Annotated in this window: 10 protein-coding genes; 4 read left to right on the top strand and 6 right to left on the bottom strand. The window is 74.9% G+C overall.

The genetic code is table 11. The features are described 5' to 3' along the window. Window positions 1-6: 6 nt before the first annotated feature. From ACQEVU_RS06785 to ACQEVU_RS06775, 3 genes are read left to right on the top strand one after another with little or no spacing between them, the layout of a single operon-like run. On the top strand, window positions 7-1,086 hold the full coding sequence (locus ACQEVU_RS06785; RefSeq protein WP_433321670.1) for an SMI1/KNR4 family protein: 1,080 nt from the start codon (window positions 7-9) through the stop codon (window positions 1,084-1,086). 57 nt (window positions 1,087-1,143) lie between these two features. Further along, the gene (locus ACQEVU_RS06780) at window positions 1,144-2,391 is read left to right on the top strand and encodes a S8 family serine peptidase (RefSeq protein WP_433321669.1); all 1,248 of its coding nucleotides are present in this window, start codon (window positions 1,144-1,146) and stop codon (window positions 2,389-2,391) included. After that, a complete protein-coding gene (locus tag ACQEVU_RS06775; protein ID WP_433321668.1) occupies window positions 2,388-3,458 on the top strand; it encodes an SMI1/KNR4 family protein in 1,071 nt (356 codons plus the stop codon). Before ACQEVU_RS06780 ends, ACQEVU_RS06775 begins: the two co-directional genes overlap by 4 nt. Before the next feature lie 79 nt (window positions 3,459-3,537). Here the strand turns inward: ACQEVU_RS06775 and ACQEVU_RS06770 are convergent, their stop codons facing one another. From ACQEVU_RS06770 to eccD, 4 genes are all read right to left on the bottom strand, one after another. Further along, the gene (locus tag ACQEVU_RS06770) at window positions 3,538-3,828 is read right to left on the bottom strand and encodes a WXG100 family type VII secretion target (RefSeq protein ID WP_433321667.1); all 291 of its coding nucleotides are present in this window, start codon (window positions 3,826-3,828) and stop codon (window positions 3,538-3,540) included. 25 nt (window positions 3,829-3,853) lie between these two features. Further along, a complete protein-coding gene (locus tag ACQEVU_RS06765) occupies window positions 3,854-4,201 on the bottom strand; it encodes a WXG100 family type VII secretion target (RefSeq protein WP_433321666.1) in 348 nt (115 codons plus the stop codon). A 201-nt stretch (window positions 4,202-4,402) separates the two neighbouring features. Then, window positions 4,403-5,791 carry a type VII secretion protein EccB gene (gene eccB / locus ACQEVU_RS06760; protein WP_433321665.1) on the bottom strand — a complete coding sequence of 463 codons (1,389 nt, stop codon included), beginning with the start codon at window positions 5,789-5,791 and terminating at the stop codon, window positions 4,403-4,405. Between the two features lies 1 nt (window position 5,792). Continuing rightward, complete coding sequence (gene eccD / locus ACQEVU_RS06755; protein WP_433321664.1) at window positions 5,793-7,196, bottom strand: type VII secretion integral membrane protein EccD; 1,404 nt, start codon at window positions 7,194-7,196, stop codon at window positions 5,793-5,795. Between the two features lie 170 nt (window positions 7,197-7,366). On the opposite strand from eccD, the gene eccCa reads away from it, so the two are divergent. Further along, the gene (gene eccCa / locus ACQEVU_RS06750) at window positions 7,367-11,362 is read left to right on the top strand and encodes a type VII secretion protein EccCa (RefSeq protein WP_433321663.1); all 3,996 of its coding nucleotides are present in this window, start codon (window positions 7,367-7,369) and stop codon (window positions 11,360-11,362) included. Window positions 11,363-11,948: 586 nt separating this feature from the next. Here the strand turns inward: eccCa and ACQEVU_RS06745 are convergent. After that, on the bottom strand, window positions 11,949-13,088 hold the full coding sequence (locus ACQEVU_RS06745; RefSeq protein ID WP_433321662.1) for a hypothetical protein: 1,140 nt from the start codon (window positions 13,086-13,088) through the stop codon (window positions 11,949-11,951). Then, the gene (locus ACQEVU_RS06740; RefSeq protein ID WP_433321661.1) at window positions 13,085-14,419 is read right to left on the bottom strand and encodes a type VII secretion protein EccE; all 1,335 of its coding nucleotides are present in this window, start codon (window positions 14,417-14,419) and stop codon (window positions 13,085-13,087) included. Before ACQEVU_RS06740 ends, ACQEVU_RS06745 begins: the two co-directional genes overlap by 4 nt. Window positions 14,420-14,577: the final 158 nt, after the last annotated feature.

Genomic DNA, 14,577 nt, shown 5'->3' with positions numbered 1-14,577 from the left:
GCACCGATGGAGCGCGTGTGGCCGGCGGCGCAGTATGCGCTGCGGCTGGTGAGCTTCGGCTCGCCGCTGGTGCGCGAGCGCCACGACCGCGGCGTGCTGATCAACCCGCAGGGGTTTCCGGACTGGGAGTTCCACGCGCGCGCGGTGGTGCGGCTCGGCGAGGTGCCGGCCGGGCTCACCGTCGACGAGATCCGGGTGGTGGACGTGCTGGCGGCCAACGCCGTGCTGCGCCGCGACGGCACCGATCCGCTGTGGGACGGCGACGACGGCGACGTGCCGCGCACGCCGCAGGGGTGGACGTGGGCGCACCTCGGCGCGCGGCGGGAGGTCGCGCTGGTGCCGATCGAGCTGCACGCGTCGTTCCGGCACGCCGGCGGGGTCAGCGCGCTGCCCGTCGACCGGTCGGTGCGCGGGCTGCGGGTCGACCTGGAGCCGGTGTGGGCGGGCGTCGGGGGCGAGCTGCAGCAGGTGCCGGCCGACGTGCTGGACGAGCTGGAGCGGCGCCTCGGTTACGCGCTGCCGCCGCGGTACCGCGGGTTCCTCGCCCAGACCAACGGCGCCGCGCCGCGCGAGCCGGGCGTCATGCCGGGCTTCGGGTTCGTGGCCGACCAGCGCTTCTTCGGGCTGTCGCGGGACGATCAGGCGCAGGACCTCATCGTCGCCAACCAGTTCACCGGCGACCGCTTCACCGAGGACTTCCTCGCCATCGGGTGGGTGCAGGGCGGGACGATCGCGGTCAAGGTCCGCGGCGAGGATCCGGACTCCATCTGGTACCTCGACGACGACGACGACCGGGCCGACGCGCGCGACGACGCGGCCGAGGTGACCGCGCGCCTGCTGCACCGGTGCGCCGATTCGATCGAGCAGTTCTGGAACCGGCTGGACCGGCCGGCCGCGCAGCTGCTGACCACGGCGGCCGCGCTCGTCAACGCCGGGGACGCGGCCCAGGTGCGGCCCGACGGGCTGGGCGAGTCGCTGCCGCCGAGCCACCGGGCGCCGTGGCAGCCGCCGCGCAGCAGCGACGAGGAGTACTTCGCCGATCCCGCGATCCAGATCATGCTCCTGCGCCAAGACGAACCGGCCTGATCGCGGGCCATGCAAACCACGTATCGTCGCAGCGGAGGCGACGCGAAGGACGGTGGCGTGAACATCCAGCGGTATCGGCGGCTCGGTGCGGCGCTGGCGGCCCTGGCGGTGCTGGGCGCGCCGGCGGCGGCCACGCTCGCCCGGCCGGGTACCGCCGCCGCGGCCCCCAACTGCGCCGAGCCGGGCAGCACGGGCAAGCAGGCCAACTGGGCCCGCCCCGCGCTCGCCCTCGACCGCGTCGCGCCGCTCAGCGGCGGCTCCGGCCAGCGCGTCGCCGTGCTCAGCACCGGCGTCGACGGCAACCACGCCCAGCTCAAGGGCCGGGTCGAGGCCGGCAGCAGCGTCCTGCCGGGCGCGCCCGGCGCCGGCAACACCGACTGCAGCGGCCTCGGCACCCAGGTCGCCGGCGTCATCGCGGGCGGCCAGCTCGGCGACACCGGCGTCATCGGGGTGGCCCCCAACGCGCGCATCGTCCCCATCCGGGTCGCCGACCAGCGGGCCGGCGGCGAGGTCGCCCCGGCCGTGCTCGCCGCCGGCATCAACGCCGCGGTGACCGCGAAGGTCGACGTCATCTGCGTGCCGCTGGTCGCCTACACCGACAGCGAGGAGCTCGAGGCGGCGGTGCGGGCCGCGCTGGCCGCCGGCATCCCCGTGGTCGCCTCGGCCGGCGACCCGCCCGGCCAGGACAACCCGAAGCCGTATCCGGCCTCGTCGCCCGGCGTGATCGCGGTGACGGCGCTGAACGTCTCCGGCGCCGTGGTCCAGCGATCCGGCTCCGGCGACTACGTCTCGCTCGGCGCGCCCGGCGCCGGCGTCGTCACCCTGCAGACCGGCAGCGGCCTGGTCGTCGTGGACGGCACCGGCCTCGCCGCCGGGTACGTCGCCGGGGCGGTCGCGCTGGTGCGCAGCCGCAGCGCCAAGCTCTCGCCGGACGCGATCGAGCGCCAGCTGACCGCCACGGCCACGCCGACCCAGCCGACGTCGCGCAACAAGGCGCTGGCCGGGATGGTCAACCCGTACCGCGCGCTGACGGAGACGCTGGTGCAGACGTCCGGCGTGCCGGTGCCCGGCTACGATCCGCCGCCGGCGCCGGCGGTCGACGCGGCCAAGGCCCGGGCCCGCGACCGGGCGCTGCTGCTGGCGGCCGGCGCCCTCGGGCTCGCCGTGCTCGTCGGCATGGTCGCGGTCGGGATCCGCACGCGGCGGCGCCACTCGTGGCGGCCCATGCTGGCCCCGCCGCCGATGGAGCCGAACGACTCGCCCGAGCCGTTGCCGCCGGTGCTGCTCTTCGAGGACCAGAAGTGAGCGAGCCTGCGGTACCAGCGCAGTCCTCCGTCCGGGCGGTGCGGGATCTGCCGATTCCGGGCGCCCGCTACGCGCTCACCGTCTTCCACCCGCCCGCCCCGATCATGCGCATCCGGTACCGCGACGGCGTCGTCGTCGGCGGCCTCGGCTTCCCCGTGTGGGCGCCGTACGCGCGGGCCGTCGTCGAGCTGCCCGACCCGCCGCCCGGGCGCGGCGTCGACGAGATGCGCGTGCTGGACGTCGTCGCGGCCAACGCGGCGCTCGCCGCCGCGGGCTCGCCGATGGCCGCGCCGGACCTGGCCACGCCGCACGGCTGGACGTGGGCGCACGTGGGCCTGACCCGGCGGATCGCGCTCGTCCCGGCCGACCTGCACGCGAGCTTCGCCCACCTCGGCGGGGTATCGACCATGCGCGCCGACCGGGGGCGCCGCGGCGTCGACGTGGCGGGCGCGCCGGGCATCGGGGCGATGAGCCGGGTGCGGCTGCCGGAGAGCGGGCTGGCCCGGGTCGAGGAGTCCATCGGCTATCGGCTGCCCGAGGCGTACCGCGAGTTCCTCCTCGAGACCAACGGCGGCCGGCCGGACGTTCCCGCGGTACACCCGGGATTCGGCTTTGTGGCGGACCAGTACTTCTTCGGCTTCGCCCGCGAGGACTGGATGCAGGACCCCGTCTACGTCGGCGGCTGGTTCGCCGATCGGCTGACGCGGGAGTTCATGGTGGCCGGGCACGTGCAGGGCGGCCAGATCGCGGTGAAGGTCCGCGGCGGCGACGTGGGCTCCGTGTGGTACCTCGACGACGACGATCCCCGCGACGCCGACACGTTCGACGCGGAGTACCGCTGCCGGCACCTCCTGCACCGGGTGGCCGACGACTTCCGGCAGTTCTGGTCGCAGCTGCGGACCGTGCCCTACTGGCTGCAGCGCCTCGCCGCCGACCTCGTCGCCGACGGCCGCGCGCGGCTGGTCGCCGAGGAGGGCGACGGCGCCTCGCTGCCGCGAAACCTGCGCCCGCCGGAGCGCTCGCACGAGCCGCCGGCGCTCGTTCCCACCCCGTCGTCCAAGGCCTGAAACGGCACTCGGCCGGCGCCCACCGCAGTCGGGTGAGTGCCGGCCAAGTGCGACGAACCGGTCGGTCGAACCCGGGGGCTCAGAACCGCGCGGCGGCAGCGGCGTCGGCCGCCTGCATGTTGACGGCGGCGTTGCCGACCTTCTGCGACAGCGTCTGCAGCGTCTGGGCCATCTGGTCGGCGTTGCTGTGCCACTTCGCGCTGCAGCCCTGGAACGCGTCCGCACCGGCACCCTGCCAGCCGTTGGCCAGCAGGTTGTTGAAGGTGCGGTCCACCTCGGCGAGGTGCTCGTTCATCTGGGTCACGAACGCCGTGATCGAGCCCGACAGCGAGTTGATGCCGTTGAAGTCGTACACCAGGTCGTCAGACATCTCGTTCTCCTCTCCGTCGTCCCGCTCAGCCGCGCAGGGCGTTTGCGACAGGACCCAGGCCCGGGTTGTACTCGCTGGCCACCTTGGTGATCTCCGCCGCCGCGTCGGCGTCGGTGCTGCCGAACGCCGCGTTGGACTGGCTGACGTTGTTCGCCATGGTGTTGAGTGCCTCGAGGATTCCGCGCAGCTCCTGGCCCAGCTGGGCCGACACGTTCTGGAAGCTGTTGCCCGCGCCACCCTGGAAGACCGCCGCCTGCGTCTCGATCTCGTTCAGCAGCCGCGTCAGGTTCAGGGCGATGCCCTCGCCCGTCTGCGTCGCGACGTTCGCCGCGTTGTTCAGCATCTCGGGCGTTACCCGAGTTGGTCCTGCCACTGCTCTCACCCCGTCTCTCGGTTGCGACCGGCCAGTGGTCCCGGCTGCGTCGGACCGTGTCTCACAGAGTGTCCGGGCAACGTATGGCCGACCGTCGTTTTCACGGCCTGAACCCGAGGCTATCAAGCAGCGCAAGTTTCTGCGCTACCACGATCTTCGATGAACATCACTTGGCATGGTGCTCGATGCGGGCACCATGCCTCACTTCGCGTTGAGCGGCGCCGCCGTCGCCGCCGCGCCCCGGTTGAGCGCCGGGCCGACGGGGATGCGCACGAGGAGCGCGGCCGGCACCGGCGACGCGGCCTCCGGGTTGTAGCCGAGGAACGTCACGTCGTCGCGGGAGGCCACCGGGAAGCGGATGCCGGTGTCCGTGACCAGCGACCAGCCGCCGATCGGGAAGCCCGGCGTCGGCTCGCTGACCACCAGCGCCGCCTTGGCCGACGGGACCGCGACCAGGTCGGCGAGGGCGCCGCCGGACGCGGTGCGCCCGCGGGTGGGCACGCCCTCGAAGTCGCCGGCCGGGCCGACGGAGATGCTGGCGTTGCCCGAGTCGCCGTACTCCGCGCAGACCTGATCGCCGGCGCCCGGCGCGGTCAGGTGCGGCGGCCTCACCGGCGGCGCCTGCGCGCCCTGGACGGCCGGCAGGGCGTTGGACTTCCTCGCCTTCTCCGCCGAGCCGAGGTCGACCTGGACCGGGTTGCCGCCGGCCTTCACCGCGATGTCCTTCTGCAGCTCGGTGAGCTGGGCCAGGCCGTCGTCGAACACAAGGTAGTACAGCGGGCCGCCGCCGGTCTGCGCGACCAGCACCTCGCCGTTGTTGTGGGCCGGGATCGCGGTGCTCTTCGCGCCCGCGTTGGGCACCTGGATGTCCTTGATGTCCGCGCCGGACGGCAGGCTCTCCAGCAGCGCGCTGCCGACCGGGGTGCTGGGCGCGGCGGCGAAGAGGGAGGCGAGCACGGACTTGTCCATGCGGTACCGATAACCGTGCCAAATAAGCGCAAGTGCCCCGGAGCTGTCGGTGGCCAGGATGCCGTCGTCGGCGGGGAGCGCCTTGGTCCCGGCGGCCGCGCGGCCGGCTGAAAGCTGCACGACGGTGGCCCCGAGCCCGTTGCCGGTGTTGCGGTTCTGCGCCGAGCAGATCGTCCACGGCAGCCCGGTCAGGTGCTTGGCGTCCGGCACCGAGTTGGGCGCGCCGGCGATGCCGACGGGCGCGGTGCGGGGCGTGTCGCCGAGGGAGTTGGCGGCCACGCTCTTCACCACCGGCGGCGCGTGCCCGGCGGCCAGCAGCGCGGAGGCGTAGTTGAGCGTCGGGTGCAGCACCCCGTCGGAGTACACGAAGGTCGCGCCGCTCTCCTTCTCGACCACGACCGTCCCGTCGACCCGCCAGCTGTTGCCGCCGGTCTTCGTCAGGATGCCGATGACGCCGAACGCGGCGGCCACCAGCACGGTGACCATGCCGCCGATGAGCAGCGCGCCGCCGCCGCGGCGGGCCGGCGACTGGGCCGGGTCGGTCTCGCGCATCACGAACGCGCTGACCACGCGCTGGCTGCGGAACTGGTACGACTGCAGCTGGTCGCGGCGGGATGCCATGTCAGCCCACCGAGGAGAACAGGCCCTGGATCGTCTGGAAGACGCCCAGCACCCAGCAGGCGAGCGGGATCAGCGACATCAGGGTGAGCACGTCCAGCAGGTCGGCGATGCGCCCGAGATAGGGCGAGGGACTGCGGCGGCTGTACCGCAGCGTCGCCCCCAGCACCACCGCCGCCACCGCGAGCACCACGGACAGCAGCAGCACGCGGCCCGAGCCCGGGTCGGTGTGCCGCATCCAGCCGTACCCGGCGACGGCGACGATGCTCACCGCGCCGATCAGCAGCGGCAGGCGCTGGGCGGCGGTCGGGAACAGCCGGCCGCGCAGCAGCAGCGCGGCCGCGCCGACCAGGGCCAGCACGATACCGCCGATGCCCGCGCCGGAGAGCAGGATGACCCCGCAGGCCACGCCGACCACCGCGGTGGCCACGAGGGCGCCGGTGAGCAGCTCGGTGGCCCGGGCCACGGCGGCGAAGACGCCGGCCCGCTCGGGCAGCGGCGCGTCCTCGAGGATCTCCTCCGGGCGCTGCGGCAGCGCCGGCAGCGGGATGCGCCCCATGGAGCTGGCCAGCAGCGGCTGCGCGGGCAGCAGGCCGAGCGTCACGGTGAGCACGGCCGCGGCGGAGCTGCCGGCCGAGGCGCCGGCCAGGCAGATCAGGCCGCCGACGACGGCACCGAGCCCGACGCCGAGGCCGGCCACGAAGATGCGGGCGAGCGCGGCCACGCCGACCATCGCGATCGCGCTGGCCAGGATGAGCGCGGCGCCGCCGGCGACGACCTGGGCACTGTCGAGGTGCCCGGGCGCCTGCCCGGCCGGCGCGGTGACGAGGGCGCCGCCGAGGGCGGCGTAGAGCAGGGCGTAACCGCCGACGACGGCCCCCGCGACCGCGTCGCCGCCGACCCGGGCGAGGAACACCCCGGACAGGATCAGCACGCCCGCGGCGCCGAGGCCGATGCCGCCGGGCAGCTGCCACGGCGAGCCGGCGATCGCGAGCAGGAACGCGCCGAGCACGAGAATCGCGCCGACGATCGCCAGGCCGAAGCGGCGGGTCGCCGCGCCGCCCCACGAGCGCCCGGCGCGCCGCGCGGAGCTGGCGATCACCTCGACCACGTCGTCGTAGGCCGGCTCCGGCCAGTTCAGCCGGCGCGGGGCCAGGTGCAGCAGCTCGCCGTCGCGAACCGACTGACTGGCCAGATCGCTGTCGGCGTCGAGCTCGCCGCCGGACGTGCGCCGCAGGGTCCAGCCGCCGTGCGCCTCGCCGGCGTCGGCGATCTCCACGCCGGCGTGGCGCAGCAGGTGCGGCAGCAGGTCCGCGACGAGGATGTGGTCCGGGAGCGCGACATCGACGCGGCGATGCGGGGTCGACACGGTCACCCGGGTCAGGCCCACTCCCACCGGGGCAGTCACCAGCTCCACCTCTCCACGGTCGGTCGACCTTCGATGCCGCCGCCGGCGACAAGCGTCCGCGCAACCCGGGGTGCCCGGTGGTGCCGGGTGGCCGGCGGATGAGGCGCCCAACCTAACATGGCCCTGGTCTAGCATAGGCGCCGGCGTATATCGGGGGAGGCGAGGAGCGGGTGGGTCAGATCGTTGTCCGGCGGCTGCCGCGCCGCCCCGCGCCGGCGATGCCGACCGGTGAGATCGTCCTCGACTCGCCCCCGGAGCTGCCCACCGGCGGCAGCAAGGCGTGGGGCCGGATCATCATGCTCATGCCGATGGCGGCCGGCGGCGCGGCCATGGGCCTGATGATGGGCGCCCAGCGCGGCGGCCCGCTGTCGTACGTGGCCGGCGGCATGTACGGCGTATCGATGCTCGGCATGATCGCCAGCCAGATCTCGAGCATGGGCGGCGGGCAGAGCAAGCAGGACATGGCCGAGTCCCGGCGGCAGTACCTTCGCCGGCTCAGCCAGCAGCGCGCCCAGGTGCTCAGCTCGATCCGCCGGCAGCGCGAGGCGCTCGGATACCGCCACCCCGACCCGGAGTCGCTGTGGTCGACGGCGTCCAGCGGCCGGCTGTGGGAGCGCCGCCGCCGCGACTCCGACTTCGGCGTGGTCCGCGTCGGCCGCGGCCCGCAGGAGCTCGCGACCCCGCTCGTGCCGCCGCAGACCCGCCCGGTCGACGAGCTCGAGCCGCTGTGCGCGGCCGCGCTGCGCAAGTTCGTCGCGACGTACTCCGTCGTCCCCGACCTCCCGGTCGCCATCGCCCTGCGTGACTTCGCCCACGTCTACGTCCGCGGGCAGGGCCGCCGCACGCGCGCCAACGTCCGCGCGATGCTCGCCCAGCTCGCCACCTTCCACGCCCCCGACGACCTCGTCATCGCCTTCTGCCTCGGCGACGGCGTGCGCACGGAGTGGGACTGGGCGAAGTGGCTGCCACACGCGCAGCACTCGGCCAAGACCGACGCCGTCGGCGCGCTGCGGCTGTTCTCGCCGAGCGTCACCGCGCTGGAGGCCATGCTCGACGACGTCCTGGGCGACCGGGGCCGGTTCAACCCCTCCGCCGCGGGCGGCTCGCGCCAGCACGTGGTCGTCGTCATCGACGGCGGCTCCACGAGCGGCTCCGACCACCTGATGACCGACGGCGGCATGGAGGGCGTGACCCTCATCGACCTGTCCAACCCGCCGCCGCGGCTGCTCGACGACGCCTCCGTGGTGCTCGACATCGCCGAGGACGGCACGGTCACCGGCACCACCCTCGACGGCAGCACCCAGGTCGGCGTCGCCGACGAGCTGAGCCGCCCGCGGGCCGAGACGCTCGGCCGCGAGCTGTCGCCGCTGCGCCTGTCGGCCGCCTCGGTCGCCGAGCAGACCGGCGTCGCCACCGACCTCGGCCTGGCCGAGCTGCTCGAGCTCGGCGACCCGTTCGAGGTCAACCTGGACGACACGTGGATCGGCCGGCCGACCCGCGACCGGCTGCGGGTGCCGATCGGCGTCAACGAGCAGGGCCGCCCGATCGAGCTGGACCTCAAGGAGTCGGCGCTGGACGGCATGGGCCCGCACGGCCTGCTCGTCGGCGCCACCGGCTCCGGCAAGTCGGAGCTGCTGCGCACGCTCGTGCTCGCCCTGGCGGTCACGCACAGCCCCGAGATCCTCAACTTCGTCCTCGTCGACTTCAAGGGCGGCGCGACCTTCGCCACGCTCGACCGGCTCCCGCACACCAGCGCGATGATCACCAACCTGGAGGAGGAGCTCTCGCTGGTCGACCGCATGCTCGGCGCGATCTCGGGCGAGCTGACCCGCCGCCAGGAGCTGCTGCGCCGGGCCGGCAACTTCGCATCCCAGCGCGACTACGAGCGCGCGCGGCTGTCGGGCGTCCCGCTCGCCCCGCTGCCGAGCCTGCTGCTCATCGTCGACGAGTTCAGCGAGATGCTGGCGGTGCGCCCCGACTTCATCGAGATGTTCGTCCAGATCGGCCGCGTCGGCCGGTCGCTCGGCATCCACCTGCTGCTGGCCTCGCAGCGCCTCGAGGAGGGGCGGCTGCGGGGGCTGGAGACGCACCTGTCGTACCGGATCGGCCTGCGGACGTTCTCGTCCATGGAGAGCCGCGCGGTGCTCGGCGTGGCCGACGCCTACGAGCTGCCGCGGCTGCCCGGCCACGGGTACATCAAGGCCGGCGTGGAGGGCCTGATCCGCTTCAAGGCGGCGTACGTCTCCGGCCGCTACCGCAAGGGCGGCCGCGCCCGCCTGGCCGACAGCCCGAGCGTCGACCCGGTGCGGGCGTTCTCCACCTGGTACGCCACGCCCGCCGGCGAGGCCGCCCAGCAGGAGGCCCAGGCCGCCGAGGCCGCGGAGGCGGCCAAGCTGGCCCAGGAGCAGGCGGAGGAGGTCGCGCGCGGCGACAGCCTGCTCGACATCCTCGTCGACCGGATGGAGGGCCAGGGCGTCCCGGCCCACCAGGTGTGGCTCCCCCCGCTGTCCGACTCGAGCACCCTCGACGAGCTCATCACCGGCCTGCACCAGTCCCCCGAGCGCGGCCTCACCTCCGGCGACCCGGCCCAGCACGGCAACCTGCACGCCGTCGTCGGTGTCGTCGACCGCCCGTTCGAGCAGCGCCGCGACCCGATGTGGCTGGACTTTTCGGCCGGCGCCGGCAACCTGCTCGTCGTCGGCGGCCCGCAGAGCGGCAAGAGCACCCTGCTGCGCGCGATGATGGGTTCGCTGTCGCTGACCCACACCCCGCGCGAGGCCCAGTTCTACTGCCTCGACTTCGGCGGCGGCTCGCTCGCCACCATGCGCGACCTGCCCCACGTCGGCGGCGTGGCCCTGCGGCGCGAGGTGGACAAGGTCCGCCGTACCGTCGCCGAGCTCTACCAGCTGCTCCAGCAGCGCGAGACCCAGTTCGCCGACTGGGGCGTCGACGGCGTCGCCTCCTACCGCCGCATGAAGCGCGAGGGCCGCCTCCCCGACGAGCTGCTCGGCGACGTGTTCCTGGTCGTCGACGGCTGGAGCACCATCCGCAGCGACTTCGAGGAGCTCGAGCCCCAGCTGACCGAGCTCGCCGGCCGCGGCCTGGGCTTCGGCATCCACGTGGTGGCCGCCGCCACCCGCTGGATGGAGGTCCGCCCCGCGATCCGCGACCTGTTCGGCACCAAGGTGGAGCTGCGCCTCGGCGAGCCGGGCGACTCGGTCATCAACCGCCGCGCCGCGGTCAACGTCCCCGAGCCCCCCGGCCACGGTCTGACCCCCGAGGGCCTGCACTTCCTGGGCGCCCTGCCGCGCATCGACGGCCGCTCGACGAGCGAGGACCTGCTCATCGGCCAGGCGGCGCTGGTGACCGCCGTGCGCGACTGCTGGCCCGGCCAGCCGACCCCGCCGGTGCGCCTGCTGCCCGACCAGCTGCCGTACGAGGCCCTCCCGCAGCGCCCCCACTCGGGCCGCGGCGCCTTCACGATCGGCCTGGCCGAGGCGGACCTGTCGCCGGTCGTCCTGGACTTCGACGCCGAGCCCCACGCCCTGCTCTTCGGCGACGTAGAGTGCGGCAAGAGCTCGTTCCTGCGCGGCCTGGCCCGCAGCGTCGCCACGACGTACGACCCGAGCCAGGCCCGCCTCATGATCATCGACTACCGCCGCAGCCTCCTCGGCGTGGCCAGCCCCGAGCACCTGCTCGGCTACGGCACCTCGGCCCAGGTCACCCAGGGCCTGATCGACCAGGTCGTGGCGGTGATGAAGGAGCGCCTCCCCGGCCCCGACGTCACGCCGGAGCAGCTGCGCACGCGCAGCTGGTGGCGCGGCCCGCAGCTGTACGTCCTGGTCGACGACTACGACCTGGTCTCCTCCGCCCAGCCCAACCCGCTGCTGCCGCTGCTGGACTTCCTGGCCCAGGGCCGCGACATCGGCCTGCACCTCGTCGTCGCCCGCCGCGCGGGCGGGGCGGCCCGGGCGGTGTTCGATCCGGTGGTGGCGCGGATTCGCGAGCTGGCGTCGCCGGGCATCCTGATGTCGGGGCCGCGGGAGGAGGGCGCGCTGTTCGGCAACGTGAAGCCGCGGCCGCAGCCGCCGGGTCGCGCTCAGCTGATCACGCGGCGCGAGGGCAACCGCTTGGTCCAACTGGCCTGGGTCCCGCCCGCCGCCTGACTTCCGCCGCTCCATTCCGCCGCGCGGTTACCCCGCCGCGCGGTTACCCCGCCGCGCGGTTACCCCGCCGCCCGTTTATCCCCGCCGCCCGGTTTATCCCCGCCGCGCGGTCTGCCCCGCCGCGCAGTTTATCCCGCTGCGCGATTGCCCCGCCGCGCGGTTTAGGCCGCCGCGCGGTCCCACTCCGCCGCAGTCCCACTCCGCCGCAGTCCCACACGGCCCGCGCAGTCCCACACGGCTCGTCCTGTGCCGCCGCACCGGTCCCAGGGCTCAGCGCGGTCCCACACGCCTCAGGTCCCGCACCGCCGCGCGGTCGGGCCCCGGTAGGTCGCACGACTGACGGTGCGAATCGCCTGTCGGGCGAAAAATCCGGCATGTCCGTTGAGCGAGACGCACAAGAAGATGCTGCGCAGCCAAGGGCGGGACACTCCGTGTCCGACTTTTCGCCCGACAGGCGATTTGCCCCCGGAAGGTTCGCCGCCCACAGGCAAGGTCGAGGGCGGTCGCGCGGCTCAGCGGCCGGCCTCGAGCAGTGCCGTGCCGCAGCTGCAGCCCGCCTTCGCCGCCCGGCCCAGCGTGGTGGGGGTCAGCGTTGCGGGGCGCCCAGCAGGTAGTTTTCGATCGCCGTGCGGTGCAGCCAGACGTACCGGTGGGAGCCTTCCCCCAGCACCGCCAGCATCTCCGGCTCCAGTTGCTGCATCAGCCGCGCCGTCGCGGCGTTGAGGCCGAGCACGTGCGCGGCGATCTGCGCCTCGCCGGGCTGCAGCCGCTGGAACAGCACGAGGTCCGCCGAACCCAGGGCGCTCATCGCGTTGTGGTCCAGGTGATGTACCACCGTGACGCGGGTCTGCCAGGACGACAGTGCCGCCACGGCGCCGCCGGGGGCCGTGTCGCGCACGACGAGCATCGGGCGGTAGGCGCTGCCGGGCGGCAGGTCGAACTCCGCCGGCGCCATCTGCACCCGCTCACGCTGGCCGACGGCGTGCGCCCCGAGCCCGTCCCACGCCGACGGCTGGCCGGTGATGGCGTAGACCTGGGCGCCCATGGCCAGAGCCCGGAACGTGATGAGCCGGGCCGCCCAGACGCCGCCGACGAGGACGATGTTGGTGGGCTTGCGGCGGAACAGGCGCACGACGACCGGGGTGCGGTCGCGGTCGGCGCCGACGAGCAGGCCGGGGCCGAGCGCGGGGCCCGAGAGCTGCTCGAGCGCCGAGGCGTTGACTACGTGGCTGCCGATGTGCAGGCCCGTGAGCCGCTGCGAGGAGGCCTCGGGCGCGCGCTCCCCCGGGCGGTACACCGTGCCGGGCGGCGCCGGTGGCGGGCTCGGCGCGGCGGTGGCGCCGGCCGACGGGCGGGTCAGGACGGCGCTGGAGCCCCACTGCTGGGCCCGGGCCTGGGCCGTGGCGTCGGCGGTCTCGCCCGCCTGGCCGGCGCCCTGCACGGTCGGCGCGGCCGCGGTCTGGCCGGACGCCCAGGTGGTCGGCGCGGCACCCTGCGCCGGCACGGCGGCGCCGCCCTGCGCGGGCGCCGGCTGGGCCTGCGCGGGCCCGGGCCCGTAGGCGGCGTGGGCCGCCTGGTGCACCTGCGCATAGGGCTGGGCCGGGCGGGAGAGGGCATTGCCCTGGTACTGCTGCTGCGGATCGACCGGCTGCTGCCCCGGCCGGCGCAGGGTGGCCTCGGGGTCCACGGGCCGGCCGGCGTGCGGATCGTACGGCGGCTGGCTCACCAGCGACCCCCTCCCGTCGGTGCGGTCGCGTAGACCGCCGGAGCCTGCTCGCCGTCGAGGCGCTGGACCTGCGCGCCGAGGTCTGCGGCGGAGCGGACGACCTGCGACTGCGCGTCCGACAGCCGGTCGCTCGTGGTCGCCACGCGGACCAGGCAGCGCAGCTCGGCGTCGCCCAGGGGCGCGTCGAGGACGTCGTCGCCGAGCTCGGCCGGCGGTACCGCCACAATGGTCGCCACCGTGGTCTGCAGCGCCGGTAGGCCCGCGAGGGTGTGCAGGAGCGCGGGCACCTTGGCCGGCGCCGGCCACTCGCTGATCCAGAACGTGCTGTGCACCAGGTGGCCGCTCTGCCACCCGTTCCACTCCTCCCGCGGCGGCTCCTGGCCGGCCTGCAGGCCGCAGCCCTGGCGCAGGGCGGCGAGCAGGGCCGGGCGGTCCAGCGGGGTGGCGCCGAGGCCGACCCGCTGCAGCGTGTGCACGGCGCGGCGCAGCAGGGCGGCGACCACGACCGGGGCGCGCTCGGTGACGTCGCCGTCGGCCCCGGCGACCGCCAGGCGGTGCTCCTCCAGGCGCACGACCAGCCACGACACCCGGTTGACGGGCGCGGGGCCGGAGCCGATCTCCTTGAGCAGGTCCTGGTACGAGCGGGCGGCCTGCGGTTGCTGCGAGGTCAGCGGGGTGGCCGGGCTGGCCTGCGTGACGACCTGCAGCAGCACGCCGGCCTGGCCGGTGGCGGCCAGGGTGCGGGCCAGCATGGGCAGCGGCACGGCGGGCGCGGGCCCCTCGGCGAGCACGGCGACGGGCTCGAGCTCGGCCACCGCATACCAACCGGCGGGGTCGCGGGCGACCGCGACCACGGTGTGGGCGTCGGCCGGCTCGTCGGCGTCGCGGGTCAGCGCGCCGAGGTCGGTGGTCTCGGTCGAGTCGGGCACGGCGCCGCCCCGGCCGAGCTCGGTGACGCTCAGCCCGGGCGCGAGCAGGTGCAGGTCGGCGAGCTCGTCGGCGGGGCCGCCGGCCGGGCGCGCGCCCCGGCGGCGCCGGAACGTGCGGGTGATGCGCCACTGCTCGAGCCACCAGCGGCCGCGGCTGCGGGCGAGCACGGCGACGCACAGCAGGGCGGCGATGACGGCGACCGGCAGCGCGACCAGCAGGCCCTGGCCGAGCAGCGCGACGGCGGTGAGCACCAGCGCCTCGACGATGAGCACCTGCAGGATGTGCACCGGCCCCAGCTGCCCGCTGCGCTTGGCCGGGCGCATCTCGGGCGGGCCCGGCGGAGGCTGGGACGTCGCCGCGACCCTCGCCACGGCCCGAACCCCGGTCCCCGTGTCCGTCACGATGCTGGTCCTCCCCCGCCGTGTCGTTGCGTGCTGCTAGCCATCATAGGTAGCCGTGCCGACGAGCGTAGACGGCGCTCAGTCCGCATCGGTGGCCGCCAGGATCGCAACCGTGCAACGGTCGGGGCGCAGACCCGCGATGTCGTAGTCCATCGACA

This window comes from Dactylosporangium sp. CA-139066 (assembly GCF_050936175.1).
Taxonomy (GTDB): Bacteria; Actinomycetota; Actinomycetes; order Mycobacteriales; family Micromonosporaceae; genus Dactylosporangium.
The sequence above is the reverse complement of the archived record's forward strand: the minus strand, read 5'-3'. Positions and strand labels throughout refer to the sequence as shown.

Excerpts from the sequence above, each read along its gene's own strand:
- ACQEVU_RS06770 (WP_433321667.1), bottom strand. The coding sequence starts at position 3,828 with ATGTCTGACGACCTGGTGTACGACTTCAACGGCATCAACTCGCTGTCG.
- eccB (WP_433321665.1), bottom strand. The coding sequence starts at position 5,791 with ATGGCATCCCGCCGCGACCAGCTGCAGTCGTACCAGTTCCGCAGCCAG.
- ACQEVU_RS06785 (WP_433321670.1), top strand. The coding sequence starts at position 7 with ATGGAGCGCGTGTGGCCGGCGGCGCAGTATGCGCTGCGGCTGGTGAGC.